The sequence below is a fragment of the Micrococcus sp. 63XJN7_8_ISO-PGPR-S23-253 genome, assembly GCF_056173425.1.
The window spans coordinates 1,355,563-1,370,648 of the sequence record NZ_CM149673.1; the positions used below are offsets into that span (position 1 = coordinate 1,355,563).

A 15,086-nucleotide genomic window follows, 5' to 3' on the forward strand; every position below is an offset into this window, starting at 1 on the left:
CCACAGGCCCCTCAGCTCTGACAGGTGAGGCATCGGTAGAGCTTCCGGGCCGCCATCTCCTCCACCACGATCGTCTCGCGCCCGCACACGAGGCAGACCAGGCCCTGCCGCTGGTACACGTAGTTCGCGTGCTCGGGCCAGGCCGCTTCAGCAGGGATCCCCGGCCGGTGCTCGGGCCGCGTGGTGACGATCCGCCCGAGCCGCACGCCCTCCCGCATGAGCGCGGCGTTGTCCGCCCAGAGGAATGCCAGGTCCGGTGCAGCGACCTCCCGGGCCGGCCGCCACGGGTCGATGCCGGCGCGGAACAGCGCCTCGGCCCGGAAGATGTTGCCGATCCCGCTGACGGCCGCCTGGTCCATCAGCACGACGCCGATCGGCCGCCGTGTCCGCCGGGCGAGGTCGTAGAACGGCGCGGGATCGTCGTCGTTGAGCGGATCCGGGCCGAGACCGGCGACGACGTCGGCGGCCTCGGCCGGGGTGAGTGTGCGGCACCGGCTCGCGCCGATCAGGTCGGCCCAGCCGTGCTCGGCGCGCAGTCGCAGCCGGACCGTGCCGGCCGGCGGCGGGGGTTGGACCCAGCCGTCGGCGTCGCGGGCGGGCTCGGCGGCCGGGGCGCCGTCGTCGTGGACCTCCCGCTCGCCGATCCGGCGCGGTGCGCCGATCGCCGACGCGGCCGCGAAGTCCTGATCCCCGCCGAAGGTCCACGCCCCGTACATGCCCAGGTGGACGTGGAGCACGTGGCCGCCGGAGACGTCGGCGAAGAAGTGCTTGCCGTGGGCCCGGGCGCGCGCGAGGACCTGGCCGTCGAGCAGGGCGGCACCCTCAGCGAAGCGGCCCTGTGGACTCGTGGCGCGGATCCGGCGGCCGCCGAAGACGTCGGTGAACTGGCGCGCGAGACGGTGGACGGAGTGGCCCTCAGGCACTCACATCAGCACCTCTCCGGTGGTCTCGTAGTGCGTGATCTTCCCGATGCGGCGCACGTGGCGCTCGTCCTGGGAGAACGGTTCGGCCAGGAACGCCTCGATGAGCTCGGTGGCCTCCTCGAGCGAGTGCTGCCGACCGCCGACGGCCACGACGTTCGCGTCGTTGTGCTGGCGGGCCAGCCGCGCCGTGTCCAGGTTCCAGGCCAGGGCGGCGCGGACGCCGGCCACCTTGTTGGCGGCGATCTGCTCGCCGTTGCCGGAGCCGCCCAGCACGATGCCCAGCGAGTCCAGCCCCTGCTCCCGGTCGGCGACGACGGCGCGGGCGGCGTTGATGCAGAAGCCCGGGTAGTCGTCCTGCGCGTCGTACTCGGCGGGTCCGTGGTCCACCATCTCGTAGCCGGCGGCGGTGAGGTGCTCCACCAGGTGGGCGGACAGCTCCATGCCGGCGTGGTCGGTGGCGATGTGGACGCGCATGCGCAGACTCCTCCAGAAGGACGACGGTCGGGTGGGGTCAGTCTACTGACGGCCCCACCCGACCCCCTGCCCCGGGGCGGGCCGGCTCAGATCAGCGCGACCGATCGCTCGGGCTCGCGCACCGACATGGGCTCGGGCACCCCGCTCACCGAGGAGAGGAAGCCCTCCCCGGTGAAGTGGCCGTTGCGGGCGCGGAAGTCGTAGGCGTAATCGGGCCAGATCAGCGTCAACTTGCCCGAGCGGGGGTCGACGTACCAGGAGTGGCAGCCGCCGTCCACGAGCCACACCGAGGTGGCGGCCCGCTCCTGGAGACGGTCCACGTACTCCTCCTGGGCGAGTGTCTCGGGGACCATCGTCCGGATTCCCTCGTGTTCCGCCCGGTCCAGGGCCTCCAGGATGTACGCGATCTGCGACTCGATGATGTAGACGATCGAGTTGTGCCCCAGCGAGGTGTTCGGCCCGTTGATGGCGAACAGATTCGGGAATCCCGCCACGGCCGTGGAGTCGAACGCCGCCATGCCGCTGCTCCAGTGATCGGCCAGGGAGCGGCCCTCACCGTCGTGGACGCGGTCGGCGAACGGCGGCTGGGCCGCCTCGAAGCCGGTGCAGAGGACGACGGCGTCGACCTCGTACCCGTGACCGCTCACGCCGAACAGCCGGCTCCCCTCGACGCGGTCCAGCGCGCTGTCCTCCAGGGTGACGTTGTCCCGGGCCATGGCCGGGTAGTAGTCGTTGGAGACGAGCACCCGCTTGCAGCCCGGCAGGTACTGCGGCGTGAGGCGCTCGCGGAGCTCGGGGTCCGAGACCGCGGCGGCCAGGTGCCCGAGGGCCTGCGCCCGGACCTGGTCCAGCGCGGCCGGCACACCGCGGCGCTGGGCATAGCTCGACTCGGCGAACCAGAAGATGTCGTCGCGCTCGCGCTGCATGGTGTGCGGGGCGCGCTCGAACATGCGCCGCACGGCCGCGGAGTACGGCTTGACCACGCGCGGGGTGACCCACGCGGGGGTGCGCTGGAAGACGACGAGCTCGGCCGCCGTCGCCGCCAGCTCGGGGATGACCTGGATCGCGGAGGCGCCGGTGCCGACGACGGCCACACGCTTGCCCTTCAGGTCCACCGTGTGGTCCCAGCGGGCGGAATGGATGACCTCGCCCTCGAAGGCGTCGAGACCCGGGACGTCCGGCAGGCGAGGGTCGGCGAGGTGCCCGGTGCCCGTGATCAGCCAGCGTCCCGTGTAGGCCCCGCGCGGAGTCCGCACCGTCCACCGCTCGGTCTCGGGGTCCCAGTGCGCTTCGAGCATGTCCGCCCCGAGACGCAGGTGCGGGGTGAGGCCCTCGTCCTCGGAGAAGCGCACGAGGTAGTCCTGGATCTCCGGGCCCGGTGTGTAGAAGCCCGACCACTGCGGGTTCGGCGCGAACGAGAAGCTGTAGAGGTGGCTCGGGACGTCGCACGCGGCGCCCGGGTAGGTGTTGTCCCTCCAGGTCCCGCCGACCTGCTGGGCACGGTCCAGGATGAGGAAGTCCTCGCGGCCGTGACGCCGCAGCTGGGCGCCCATGCCTAGGCCGGCGAATCCGGAGCCGATGATGAGGATCTCGGCGGACTCGTCGCGCAGTGCGGGGCGCACGTCGGTGGTGGTCGTGGTGGTGGTCATGGCTGGCCCCTCTCTCAGGCGTGGGTCTCGGGGATGATCGCGCCAGCCGGGTGGCGGTCGGGCTCGCGCAGGTACAGGTCGACGATCTGCATGAGTTCGGCCGGGCGCTCGAGGAAGAAGGCGTGGCCGCTCGTCATGGTCGTCAGCCGCGCGTCGTCGATGATGCCGAGCAGCTCGTACTGGTGATGGGGCGGGACCATGACGTCCTCGGCACAGGAGACGAGCAGTGTCCGCGCGGTGACGGCGGAGAGGCGGTCGGCGACGTCCACGCGGGCATTCAGGTCCATCTGCCGGGCGGTGAACTCGTCCGCGGTCAGGGAGGCGAGCGCTCCGTCGAGCATGGCCGGGGTCAGGGAGCGCAGGGCCAGCGGGGACAGGCCGCAGAAGGCCGTGTAACGCGCCAGGGCATCAGGACTCGTGGCGTACAGGTGCCGCCAGACCTCGTTGCGCAGGCGCTGGTGGACATCCGTCGTCGCCCAGCCGGCCACGAGCACGAGGTTCTCCACGCGGCGACCGAGATCGGCGGCCAGCTGCCCGGCGACGACGGCGCCGAGCGAGTAGCCCAGCAGGTCGAAGGCGGCGTCGGGGCCGAGGAGCTCGTCGACGGCGGCCCGCACCTGGCCGACCAGCAGGTCGACGGTCAGGTCTGCGGCGGGGTCGGCCGTCGGCGCCCAGTCGACGGCGATGACGCGCGTCCGCGTGGCCATCATCGGGAACAGGTGGCCGAAGTGCGAGGCGGTCGTCCCGCCCGTGCCGTGGACCAGCACGAGAGGCCGGTCGAGCTCCCCGGGCGTCACCGAGTCGTGGCAGGTGACGGAAGCACCGTCCACGCCGACGGTGCGCGTGACGGTCGATGCGGTCAGTGGCATGGGGCTCCTCCTGGAAACCGATATGCGGACTATGGGCTCGACGCCCGCGATGTGACGCGCCCTACATTTCCCAGCATGGCGCGTTCATTTCTCAAAATGCAAGCAGGGGCGGCAGTCATTGAGTCCATCAGATGGAAAGGGCTCCGATGCCGGAGCTGCGGCACGATGGACCGGTGACCCCTATGACCCCGCCCACCGGCGTCCTGCCCCGCGCCGCCCTCGTGATGCGCCTGCTGCACGAGGTCGGACCCGCCGGCCTGCGGCTGAGCCAGCTCGTCCAGCGGACGGGCCTGCCCCAGCCCACCGCCCATCGACTGCTTGCCGACCTGGCGGAGGAGGGTGCCGTGACCCGGCGCGGGGCCGCCTATGCACTCGGTGATCGGTGGGGCCCGGTCGGATTCGAACCGGTGACGCCGCGGTGCCTGATCGAACGCGAGGCCAGCCGGGCCGTGGTCCAGGCCGCCGCGGACGAGCTGGGGGACACGGTCTACCTGGCGGCACGGGCTGCGGGCGGAGTGGCCTACCTCCTGCGATGCGACGGCGACTCCCCCGTGCGCGTCTTCACCGTGGAGGTCGGCGAGGTCAAACGGCTTGCCGCCGGGTACGCCGGCATCGCGCTCCTGGCCTCCCTGCCGCCGGAGCGCCGACGAGCGGAGGTGGACGCGGTCGTCGCCCGGCCTCCCCGCCGCTGGAACCTGACGGATGACGGGGCCCTGCACGACCTGCTGGACACCCTGCTGCGTCAGATGGACGAGCAGGGGTGGTGCGGGGGTGTGCCGGTCGTGCCCGGGGTGGCCGGAGTCGCCTGTGGCGTCCCGGCGCGGACGGGAAGCATCCCCCAGGTGTCCCTCACGGCCTCGGCGGCCGAGCAGCGGATGCCACCGGCACGCGTGCCCGAGGTGGCTGAGGTGCTGCGTGCGGCGGCGACCCGACTGGCCGAGATCGGGGGCTGAGCAGGTCGACCGGCCCGCCCCGAGGCGCGCCGCTCACGACGCCCGGGCCAGGTGGCACACTGGGGAGCACCGTGCCGTGGCCCCCATCACAGGCGCCCGGCCGTGCCGCATCCGCCCGACCCCAGGAGGAGTCCGACCGTGACCACCGCCGCCGCCATGAACATCACCCGCGAAGAGGCCGCCGCGCGGGCGGCCGCCCTCACCGTGGACGCATACGAGGTGAGCCTGGACCTCACCCGTGGAGCGGAGCACTTCCGCACGACCACCACCGTCACGTTCGCGGCCGCGGAGGACGCGGTGGGCACCCACACGTGGATCGACTACGTGGCCGGGCAGGCTCCCGCGGTGACCCTCAACGGCGAGGCGCTGGACGTGGCGGACTTCGACGGCGCCCGACTGCGGATCGGCCCGCTGGCGGCGCAGAACACCCTCGTGGTCGACGGTCTCGGGGACTACAGCAACACCGGCGAGGGCCTGCACCGGTTCGTGGACCCCGTGGACCAGGAGGTCTACCTCTACACCCAGTTCGAGGTGCCCGATTCCCGCCGCATGTTCGCGGTGTTCGAGCAGCCCGACCTCAAGGCCGCGTTCCGGTTCACGGTGACCGCGCCGGCACACTGGGCCGTGGTGTCCAACCAGCCGGAGGACTCCCGCCGCACCCTCGGCGTCGTGGCGAACGAGGACAACCCGCAGGGCGTGGACACCGCAGTCTGGGAGTTCACCCCCACCCCGCGCATCTCCTCCTACATCACCGCGCTCGTCGCCGGCCCGTACGCCTCCGTGCACTCGGAGCTGACCAGCGCCGACGGCCGCACGATCCCCCTCGGCGTCTACTGCCGCGCGTCGCTGGTGGAGCACCTGGACGCGGAGAACGTCTTCGAGCTCACCCGCCAGGGCTTCGAGTTCTTCGAGGCCCAGTACGGCCACGCCTACCCGTTCGAGAAGTACGACCAGCTGTTCGTGCCCGAGTTCAACGCCGGCGCGATGGAGAACGCCGGCTGTGTGACCTTCCTCGAGTCGTACGTCTTCCGCGGGACCGTGCCGGAGGCGCTGATCGAGCGCCGCGCCATCACGATCCTCCACGAGCTCGCCCACATGTGGTTCGGCGACCTGGTGACGATGCGCTGGTGGAACGACCTGTGGCTCAACGAGTCCTTCGCCGAGTTCATGTCCACGCTCGCCGCCGCCGAGAACACGCAGTACACCGGCGCCTGGACCACCTTCTCCTCCATGGAGAAGAACTGGGCCTACCGCCAGGACCAGCTCTCCTCCACGCACCCCATCAAGGCCCGGATCCGCGACCTCGACGACGTGCTCGTCAACTTCGACGGCATCACCTACGCCAAGGGCGCCTCCGTGCTCCGCCAGCTCGTGGCCTGGGTTGGCCAGGAGAACTTCATGGCCGGCGTCCGCGCGTACATCGCCCAGCACGCGTGGGGCAACACCGAGCTGCCGGACCTCATGTCCGAGCTCGAGGCCGCGTCCGGCCGTGACCTGTCCGAGTGGACCCGCGTGTGGCTCGAGACCTCGGGCGTGAACACGCTGCGCACCGAGGTGGAGACGGATGAGGCCGGCACCATCACCGCGCTGCGCCTGCGCCAGAGCGCCCCGGACGGCTCGCCGTCGGCGCCCGGCGACGACGTGCTCCGCCCCCACCGCCTGGCCGTGGGCTTCTACGACGTGGACGGGGCCACCGGCCGCCTGACCCGCACCGAGCGCTTCGAGCTCGACGTGGCCGGTGAGGTGACCGAGGTCGCCGAGGCCGCCGGCCGCCGTCGTCCCGCCGTGATCCTGCCCAACGACGACGACCTGGCCTACGCCAAGCTGCGCCTCGACGACGCCTCGTGGGAGGCCGCGTCCACCCGTCTGAAGGATGTGGACGGCTCGCTGGCGCGCACGCTGCTGTGGGGGGCGGCCTGGGACACCGTGCGCGACGGCGAGGCCTCCGCCGCCTGGTTCGTCGACCTCGTCCTGGCCAACGTCGGCCACGAGCGGGACTCGTCCGTGGTGCAGACGCTGCTGCGCCAGCTCGCGACGGCGATCGGCCTGTACCTGCCCGAGGACCAGGCCGAGGCCGTGCGGGTCGCGGCGGCCGACCGGCTGTGGGGCCTCATCACGGAGGCCGAGGACGGCTCGGACAACCAGCTGCAGTTCGTCAAGGCGTTCGCCCTGCACGCGCGCACCACGGCGCAGCTGGACCGCCTGGCCGCCCTCGTGGACGGCACCCGCACCGTGCCCGGGCTGGACCTCACCACGGACCTGCGCTGGGAGCTGCTCACCGCGCTGGTGGCGGCCGGCCGCGCCGGGGAGGCCGAGATCGCCGAGGCCGAGCGCTCCGACGCGACCGCCACGGGCGCGCTCGCCGCGATCCAGGCCCGGGCCGCCGTGCCGACGGCCGAGGCCAAGCGCGCGGTCTGGGACCGGGTGATGGCCGGCGAGCTGTCCAACACGGAGCAGCGCCAGGCCCTGATCGGGTTCGCCCGGGTCCACGACGCCGCGCTGATCGCGCCCTTCGCGGACGCCTACTTCGAGGGCGTCGAGGCGATGTGGGACTCCCGTTCTCACGAGATGGCCGAGACCGCCGCGACGCTGGGCTACCCGACCGCCCAGGTCACCCCGGAGATCGCCGACCGCGCCACCGCCCTGTCCGAGCGGCTGGCCGGCACCCGCGCGGGGCTGTCCCGCGTCCTCGCCGAGGGCCGGGACGAGACGGTCCGCGCCCTGGCCGCGCGCGGGCACGCGACGGCGCACGTGCATCAGGTCCACGCCGGGGCCTGAGCCGGGCGGCGGCGGCAGCCGCGGCCGACGCCTCTGCCGGCGCCTGCGGGGCGGTGCTGGTGGGCATTCCACGGAAGATGCCCTCCAGCATCGCCCCGGCCGCTGTCGAGGCGCGGGCTGGCTAGGCTGGAACCCATGAAGCACACCTTCTCCCTGCGCACCGAGTGGACGGGCGACCGCGGCTCGGGCACCTCCGGCGTCCGCGACTACGACCGCTCCGTGGTGATCCAGGACGCCTCCGTCGGCGAGATCCAGGCCTCGGCCGCCCGCCCCTTCCGCGGCGACGACTCGAAGTGGAACCCGGAGACCCTCCTGCTCGGCGCGCTCGCCGAGTGCCACGTGCTCTCCTACCTGCACGTCGCGGCGACCTCCGGGGTCGTGGTCACGGGGATGACGTGCGGGGTCGAGGGCGAGCTCGAGGTGGACAGCGACGGCGCCGGGCGGTTCACCGCGATCACGCTGCGGCCCGAGGTCACGCTGCAGGACGAGGCCGACCGGGAGCGGGCCGAGGCCCTCCACGCCGAGGCGCACCGGCTGTGCTTCATCGCGAACTCGCTCTCGGCCCCGGTCGCCGTCGAGCCGGTCCGCCCCGAGGCCTCGACCACCGGGACGACGACGCTCCCGGACCACTCCGCGCGCCTGGGCGCCCCCCTGGCGGTGCTGCGGCCGCGCGTCGCCAAGGGCCCGTCCCGGGTGACGGGCCTGGCGGAGCGGCCCACCGAGGTCGAGCCGGTGACGCAGGAGGGCACCCCCGCCCCGGTGGACCAGGTGCGCGCCCGCGACGCCGCGGCGGGCCCCGCCGGTGCGACCCCGGGGACCCCGGCCGCGCCCGGTCAGGCCACCAGCTTCTACGACGCCGTCGGCGGCCGCCCGACCTTCGACCGGCTGACCGCCGAGTTCTACGCCCGCGTGCGCGAAGACGAGATCCTCGCCCCGATGTATCCGCAGGACGACTTCGAGGGCGCCCAGCGCCGGCTGCTGATGTTCCTGGAGCAGTACTGGGGCGGACCGCGGACGTACTCCGAGGAGCGCGGCCACCCCCGCCTGCGCATGCGCCACGCCTCGTATCGGATCGACCCGGCCGCGCGCGACGCGTGGCTGCGCCACATGCGCGCCGCCGTGGACACGCTGGAGCTGTCACCGCTGCACGAGGCCGAACTCTGGGACTACCTGGAGCGGGCCGCCCACTCCCTGCAGAACTCGGCCTGACCGGCCCGCGGTCCGCGCCCCGACATGGGGCGCGGGCTCACACCGCCATGGCGGGGCGGCCCAGTACGAAGCCGCCGGGGGCGTCCAGGCGCGTCCATGGCCCCGCCGTGCTGAGCCGGGCGCGGCCGCCGGGCCGCAGGAAGCCCAGCGCGTGCGCGCCGAAGGCCATGCCGGCCGGGAACTGGAGCGCCTCGCCCCCGAGCAGGGGTCCCCACATCTGCGCCCGGACCCTGCGGACCAGCGCCTCCCCCGGGTTCTCGGGCAAGGCGTCCCGCACGGCGTCGGCGCCGCGTGTGGCCACCTCGGTCAACTCCTCGTCGGCGACCTCGGCCACGGGCGTCCAGCCGCCGCGGGGCGGGGTCAGCGCGGTCCAGGTGACGTGCTCGCGGCCCGGCGGCACGGCGAAAGCCAGGTCGACGGGGTCCTGGCCGCGCATCCGGGCGGTGCGCTCGGTGACGGAGCCCAGGGCGACGACGGCGTCCAGGTCCGCCACGCCGTCGGCGGTCGCCAGGGGCACGGTGCGCAGCCCCAGGACGACAGGCACCCCGTCTCCCAGCCCGGCCGGCTGCAGCACGGAGACCCACTGGGCGAGCATCGGGGTGCGAGAGCGCCCCGCCTCGGGCACGACGTGCAGGCGCATCCCCGTATCGGCGACGCGACGCGCGCGGGTGGCCAGCTGCTCGAGATCCCGCACAGCGCGGTCGTCGACGAAGCGGAGGACGGGGGCGGCGGAGTGCTCGGTCATGCAAGCATTGTCCCAGGTCCGCCGCGTCCCGGGCCGCCCCGCCGTCGCGGGGTCCATCCACGTCGAAGGAGCCGTTCGTGCCGCAACGCCATCCCCGTCCCCGCCCCAGTCGCGCACCGGGCCGTCCGGCCTCGGCCCCGAAGGACCCCACCGACGTGCTGCGCGGGATCCTGGAGCTGACGCCGGCCGCGCCGGACCCGGTGACGGGTCAGGTCCGCTTCACGGGCACGACTCCCCGGCAGACGCGCGGCCGGGTGTTCGGCGGCCAGGTGCTCGCCCAGTCGCTGGCGGCCGCCTCCCGCACGGTGCCGGCCGCCCGCCCCGCCCACTCGCTCCACGGCTACTTCATCCGCCCCGGGGACGCGCTGCAGCCCATCACGTTCACCGTCGAGACGCTGCGGGACGGCCGCTCCTTCTCCGTCCGCCGGGTGCTGGCCTCCCAGAACGAGAAGGCCATCCTCGCCCTGACCTGCTCCTTCCAGGAGCCCGCCGGCAGCGCGCTGGACCACCAGGTGGCCATGCCGGAGGGAGTGCCCCGGCCCGAGGACCTGCCCACGACGGCGGACGTGCTGGGCGGCATCAACCACCCCGTGGCCCAGGAGTGGGCCTGGTCCCGGCCGTTCGACATCCGCCACGTCACCCCGGCCATCTATGTGGACCCGGCCGCGGAGACCGAGAACCGCAACATGGTGTGGATGAAGACCTTCACGCCCCTGGCGGACGACCCCGCGCTGCACCTGGCGGCGCTCACCTACGCCTCGGACTACACGCTCCTCGAGCCGATCCTGCGGCAGCACGGCGTGGCCTGGATCCAGCCCGGCATGTCCGCGGCCTCCCTCGACCACGCGATGTGGTTCCACCGGCCCGCCCGCGTCGACCAGTGGCTGCTCTACGTCCAAGACTCCCCCAGCGCCCAGGGCGCGCGCGGCCTCGGCACGGGCGCCGTGTTCACCGAGGACGGGACGCTCGTGGCCACGGTCGCCCAGGAGGGCATGGTCCGCCTGCCCGAGGGGGCCGCCGCCCGGCGGGCGCGGGTTCGTGGCGCGGCCCAGCGCATGGCCATGCGGACGGTGCTGCGCCGCAGCTGGCGGCGCTGACCCGGCGGTTCCACGGGGGGTGAGGCTGCCGATCGGGCCCTGCCACGGGTGAGGCGGCTCGACGTCCGCGCCGCGCTCGGACCGTTCATCGTGGTCGACGTGGACCCCGCCCCGGCACGACGACGGCCCGTCGCGATCGCGTGATCGCGGCGGGCCGTCGTCGGCGCGGCGCCCGGGGGCGCGTCGGTTCAGTCGCGCGTGAGCTTGCGATGCGTCACGCGGTGCGGGCGGGCGGCCTCGGGGCCGAGCCGATCGACCTTGTTGGCCTCGTAGGACTCGAAGTTGCCCTCGTACCAGTACCAGTTGGCCGGGTCCTCCGCGGTGCCCTCGTAGGCCAGCATGTGGGTGGCCACGCGGTCCAGGAACCAGCGGTCGTGGGAGACGACCACCGCGCAGCCCGGGAACTCGAGCAGCGCGTTCTCGAGGGAGGTCAGGGTCTCCACGTCGAGGTCGTTGGTGGGCTCGTCGAGGAGCAGCAGGTTGCCGCCCTCCTTGAGGGTCAGGGCCAGGTTCAGGCGGTTGCGCTCACCGCCGGAGAGCACGCCGGCCTTCTTCTGCTGGTCCGGGCCCTTGAATCCGAACGCGGACACGTAGGCGCGCGAGGGCATCTCGACGTTGCCGACCTTGATGTAGTCCAGGCCGTCCGAGACGACCTCCCACAGCGACTTCTCGGGGTCGATGTTGGAGCGGGACTGGTCCACGTACGAGATCTTCACGGTCTCGCCGATCTTCAGCTCGCCGCCGTCCAGGGGCTCGAGGCCGACGATGGTCTTGAACAGGGTGGTCTTGCCGACGCCGTTCGGGCCGATCACGCCGACGATGCCGTTGCGGGGCAGGGAGAAGGACAGGCCGTCGATGAGGACGCGGTCCCCGAAGCCCTTCTTCAGATCCTTGGCCTCGATCACGACGGTGCCCAGGCGCGGGCCCGGCGGGATCTGGATCTCCTCGAAGTCCAGCTTGCGGGTCTTCTCGGCCTCGGCCGCCATCTCCTCGTAGCGGGCCAGGCGGGCCTTGGACTTCGCCTGACGGCCCTTCGTGTTGGAGCGGACCCAGTCGAGCTCCTCGGCCAGGCGCTTGGCGAGCTTGGCGTCCTTCTTGCCCTGCACCTCGAGGCGGGCGCGCTTGGTCTCCAGGTAGGTGGAGTAGTTGCCCTCGTACGGGTAGAGGCGGCCGCGGTCGACCTCCGCGATCCACTCCGCGACGTGGTCGAGGAAGTACCGGTCGTGGGTGACAGCGATGACGGCGCCCGGGTAGGAGGCCAGGTGCTGCTCGAGCCACAGCACGGACTCGGCGTCCAGGTGGTTGGTGGGCTCGTCGAGCAGGAGCAGGTCGGGCTTCTCCAGCAGCAGCTTGCACAGCGCGACGCGGCGCTTCTCGCCACCGGAGAGGTTCGTGACCGGCTCGTCGGCCGGGGGCGTGCGCAGGGCGTCCATCGCCTGCTCGAGCTGGGAGTCGATGTCCCACGCGTCCGCGGCGTCGATGGCGGACTGCAGCTCGCCCATCTCCTCCATGAGGGCGTCGAAGTCCGCGTCCGGGTTCGCCATCTCCTCGGAGATCTGGTTGTAGCGCTGGATCTTGCCGTAGATCTCGCCGACGCCCTCCTGGACGTTCTCCAGCACGGTCTTGGACTCGTCCAGCTTGGGCTCCTGCATCAGGATGCCCACCGAGTAGCCGGGAGAGAGCCGCGCCTCGCCGTTCGAGGGCTCGTCCAGCCCGGCCATGATCTTCAGGATCGTCGATTTGCCGGCGCCGTTGGGGCCGACCATGCCGATCTTCGCCCCGGGGTAGAACGACATGGTGACGTCGTCCAGGATCAGTTTGTCGCCCACCTTCTTGCGGGCCTTGACCATCGTGTAGATGAATTCCGCCATGCGGCCCAGGCTAGTCGGTGGCCGCGGGATTCCACTCATCGTGCCGATCCCGCGACCACCGAGCCCGCTCCCCCTCCGTGCTCCGTGCCAGCCCGTGGTCAGGCGACGCCGGCCGCCGCCGGCTCGCGCTCGGGGGCGCCCGCGTCCGACTCGTCCAGGCCGGGCGAGGCCGGGGCGTCGCCACCCTGGAACCCGTCCGGCAGGCCCGCGCTGAACCCGTCGCCGACCGCGCCGGCCCGCCCACCCGACGCGTCCTCGTCGCGCGGGGCCGACTCGGGTCGCGGCACGCCCGCGCGCTGGCTGCGCTGGAATGCCGCCGAGCCGAAGCCCAAATCCAGCCCGACGGCGTCCGCCACCACGTCCACGGACGTGCCGGAGCGCTCGCCCGTGGACCAGTCGCGGACCCGGAGTCGACCGGTGACGATCACGGGGTTGCCCTTCTTCACGGACTGGGCGGTGTTCGAGCCGAGCTGGCCGAACGCCGAGATGCTGTACCAGTTGGTGTGCGCGTCCACCCACTCGGCGGTCTCGCGGTCGAAGCGCCGCTCGGTGGTGGCCAGGCGGAAGCCGGTCACGGCGGCCCCCGATGCGGTGTGGCGGGTGGCGGGGTCCGTGGCCACGAAGCCGCGCACGGTGATGAGGTCCTGCATGGTGTGCCTCCTGGGCTGGGCCCCGGTGGGCGCCGGGGCGGGTCGTCGGCGCATCGGCTGATCCGCCACCGCCAGACAACCCCGCCGCGGGGCACCCCGGCAGGATCGGGGGCCGACCTGGGGACACGTGGAGGTCCCCGGGCGACTGTGCAGGAGCCGACGGCGCCCCAGCCGGGGGCCGTTAGACTGACACGGCCCAGCCCCAGTAGCTCAGCTGGACAGAGCAGCGGCCTTCTAATCCGCCGGTCGGGGGTTCGAATCCCTCCTGGGGCACCCAGACCAGGGGCGGAGCCGTCCGAGCACGCCCGACGCCCGCCCGAAGGAGACCGTCCTGGACCGTCTGCGCTCCTGGCTCCGTGCCCCGCGACCCGTCGTCCCCGCGGTCCGTGTGACCCGTCGCGAGGGCGTCCAGCTGGCCGCCCTGCTCGTCGCAGCCGCGGTCCTGTACGTGACGCACTCCTTCCTGCGGTATGCCACCTACGAGGCCAAGGGCTACGACCTGGGCATCTTCGACCAGGTGGTGCGGCAGTACGCGCTGTTCAACGCCCCCCTCAGCTCCGTCAAGGGCGTGGACTTCCACATCCTCGGCGACCACTTCCACCCGATCCTCGCGCTGCTGGCCCCCTTCTACTGGGTGTGGCCGGACCCCCGCATGCTCGGCGTGGTCATGGCGCTGGCCCTCACCGCGTCCGCCGTGCCGGTGTACCTGTTCGCCCGTCGTCGCGTCGGCCATGGGGTGGCCCTGGCCGCCGTCGCCGCCCTGCTGCTCTCCTGGCCCTTCCAGGCGATGGTGAACTGGGACTTCCACGAGGTCACCCTCGGCGTGCCGATCCTCGCCTGGCTCGTGTGGGCCCTGGACGGGCAGCGGGCGTGGCTCGCCACCGGCCTGGCGGCGCTGCTGCTCACGGTCCGAGAGGACATGGGCGTGACCCTGCTGGCCGTGGCCCTGGTGATGGCGATCCGGCGCTTCTGGCCGCAGGCCGCGGTCACCGCCGTGCTGGGTGTGCTCGGCTACTGGTTCGCCACGTCCGTGGTGATCCCCCACTACTCCCCCACCGGCGCGTTCGGCTACTGGCAGTTCACGGCCCTGGGCCCGGACATGCGCAGTTCGGTCCTGTTCCTGCTGACCCAGCCGTGGAACGCCGTCGCGGTGCTGTTCGACCACCCGCTGAAGGTGGCCCTCTGGCTCCTGCACTTCGTCCCGCTGCTGTTCCTGCCGGTCCTGAGCCCGCTCACGCTGATGGCCCTGCCGATCCTGCTCTCGCGGCTGTTCAACGACCGGCTCAACGTGTGGGCCCCCGTCTACCAGTACGACGCGATCCTCGCCCCGCTGCTGCTCATGGCCGCGCTCGAGGCGGCCCATCGGCTGGCCGGACGCCGGAACGCGCTGCGCCGGCTGCCCGCCCTCCTCGTCTCAGCGGCACTGGCCGCCGGCCTGATCGGCACCGCGTTCTTCCCGCAGGTGTACCCGCTGCACCGCACGATCGCCGGCGACATGACGACGACGCAGCATGCCCGCGACCTCGACTACGCGGTCGCGCTCATCCCGGACGGGGTCTGCGTGGAGGCCGCCGACAACGCCGTACCGCACCTGACGGCCCGCACCCACGTCGGGCTGCACGGGGACATCGGCGACGACCTGGCCACGTGGATGATCGTGGACACCTCGGTGCCCGAGCTCGGCGGCTGGGACCCCCTCACCCCGGAGCAGGCGCTGGCCCGCGCCGAGCGGCTCGGCTTCGAGCGGGTCTGGTCCGCGCGCGACGTCGTCGTCCTGCACCACCCGGACCGCGCGGTCTCGCCCACCTGCACGACGTACCTCGAGCACCGCTGAGCGGCGCCCCACGGCGCCGGCGGACCCGCTCCGC

12 protein-coding genes, 1 tRNA gene and 1 pseudogene are annotated in these 15,086 nt (G+C 72.9%); 7 read left to right on the top strand and 7 right to left on the bottom strand.

Going from position 1 to position 15,086, the window contains the following annotated elements; genetic code table 11:
• Window positions 1-11: 11 nt before the first annotated feature.
• The 4 genes from AC0VX4_RS06245 to AC0VX4_RS06260 form a co-directional block, all read right to left on the bottom strand.
• The gene (locus tag AC0VX4_RS06245) at window positions 12-923 is read right to left on the bottom strand and encodes an Fpg/Nei family DNA glycosylase (RefSeq protein WP_475464123.1); all 912 of its coding nucleotides are present in this window, start codon (window positions 921-923) and stop codon (window positions 12-14) included.
• Complete coding sequence (locus tag AC0VX4_RS06250) at window positions 924-1,397, bottom strand: ribose-5-phosphate isomerase (protein WP_206397046.1); 474 nt, start codon at window positions 1,395-1,397, stop codon at window positions 924-926.
• 86 nt (window positions 1,398-1,483) lie between these two features.
• Window positions 1,484-3,046 carry a flavin-containing monooxygenase gene (locus tag AC0VX4_RS06255; RefSeq protein WP_475464124.1) on the bottom strand — a complete coding sequence of 521 codons (1,563 nt, stop codon included), beginning with the start codon at window positions 3,044-3,046 and terminating at the stop codon, window positions 1,484-1,486.
• A 14-nt stretch (window positions 3,047-3,060) separates the two neighbouring features.
• On the bottom strand, window positions 3,061-3,915 hold the full coding sequence (locus AC0VX4_RS06260; RefSeq protein ID WP_475464125.1) for an alpha/beta fold hydrolase: 855 nt from the start codon (window positions 3,913-3,915) through the stop codon (window positions 3,061-3,063).
• A 182-nt stretch (window positions 3,916-4,097) separates the two neighbouring features.
• Between AC0VX4_RS06260 and AC0VX4_RS06265 the strand changes: the two genes are divergently transcribed.
• The 4 genes and pseudogenes from AC0VX4_RS06265 to AC0VX4_RS06280 all read left to right on the top strand — a co-directional run bounded on the left by AC0VX4_RS06265 (window position 4,098) and on the right by AC0VX4_RS06280 (window position 8,855).
• Window positions 4,098-4,868 (top strand): IclR family transcriptional regulator, encoded by a 771-nt coding sequence (locus AC0VX4_RS06265; RefSeq protein WP_387101916.1) that lies wholly within the window; start codon window positions 4,098-4,100, stop codon window positions 4,866-4,868.
• A gap of 156 nt (window positions 4,869-5,024) precedes the next feature.
• Window positions 5,025-7,646: an aminopeptidase N gene (gene pepN / locus AC0VX4_RS06270; protein WP_241252935.1), complete on the top strand. Its 2,622-nt coding sequence runs from the start codon at window positions 5,025-5,027 to the stop codon at window positions 7,644-7,646.
• Window positions 7,647-7,781: 135 nt separating this feature from the next.
• A pseudogene (locus AC0VX4_RS06275) lies at window positions 7,782-8,213 on the top strand (OsmC family protein); the annotation flags it as partial.
• 318 nt (window positions 8,214-8,531) lie between these two features.
• A complete protein-coding gene (locus tag AC0VX4_RS06280) occupies window positions 8,532-8,855 on the top strand; it encodes a globin domain-containing protein (protein ID WP_044659113.1) in 324 nt (107 codons plus the stop codon).
• 37 nt (window positions 8,856-8,892) lie between these two features.
• On the opposite strand, the gene AC0VX4_RS06285 is transcribed toward AC0VX4_RS06280, so the two are convergent.
• Window positions 8,893-9,600: a DUF8185 domain-containing protein gene (locus AC0VX4_RS06285; protein WP_036316853.1), complete on the bottom strand. Its 708-nt coding sequence runs from the start codon at window positions 9,598-9,600 to the stop codon at window positions 8,893-8,895.
• Window positions 9,601-9,677: 77 nt separating this feature from the next.
• Here AC0VX4_RS06285 and AC0VX4_RS06290 point away from each other — a divergent pair, with 77 nt between their 5' ends.
• Window positions 9,678-10,697, top strand: coding sequence for an acyl-CoA thioesterase (locus tag AC0VX4_RS06290; RefSeq protein ID WP_475464126.1), 1,020 nt, complete (start codon window positions 9,678-9,680; stop codon window positions 10,695-10,697).
• A 188-nt stretch (window positions 10,698-10,885) separates the two neighbouring features.
• Here AC0VX4_RS06290 and ettA read toward each other — a convergent pair whose 3' ends face one another.
• Window positions 10,886-12,568 carry an energy-dependent translational throttle protein EttA gene (gene ettA, locus AC0VX4_RS06295; RefSeq protein ID WP_020624404.1) on the bottom strand — a complete coding sequence of 561 codons (1,683 nt, stop codon included), beginning with the start codon at window positions 12,566-12,568 and terminating at the stop codon, window positions 10,886-10,888.
• Window positions 12,569-12,666: 98 nt separating this feature from the next.
• Window positions 12,667-13,218: a single-stranded DNA-binding protein gene (locus tag AC0VX4_RS06300; protein WP_060775615.1), complete on the bottom strand. Its 552-nt coding sequence runs from the start codon at window positions 13,216-13,218 to the stop codon at window positions 12,667-12,669.
• A gap of 199 nt (window positions 13,219-13,417) precedes the next feature.
• Here AC0VX4_RS06300 and AC0VX4_RS06305 point away from each other — a divergent pair.
• Both AC0VX4_RS06305 and AC0VX4_RS06310 read left to right on the top strand, forming a co-directional pair.
• Window positions 13,418-13,491: transfer RNA gene (locus AC0VX4_RS06305), tRNA-Arg, on the top strand.
• A 115-nt stretch (window positions 13,492-13,606) separates the two neighbouring features.
• Complete coding sequence (locus AC0VX4_RS06310) at window positions 13,607-15,052, top strand: DUF2079 domain-containing protein (RefSeq protein WP_049159255.1); 1,446 nt, start codon at window positions 13,607-13,609, stop codon at window positions 15,050-15,052.
• Window positions 15,053-15,086 lie beyond the last annotated feature (34 nt).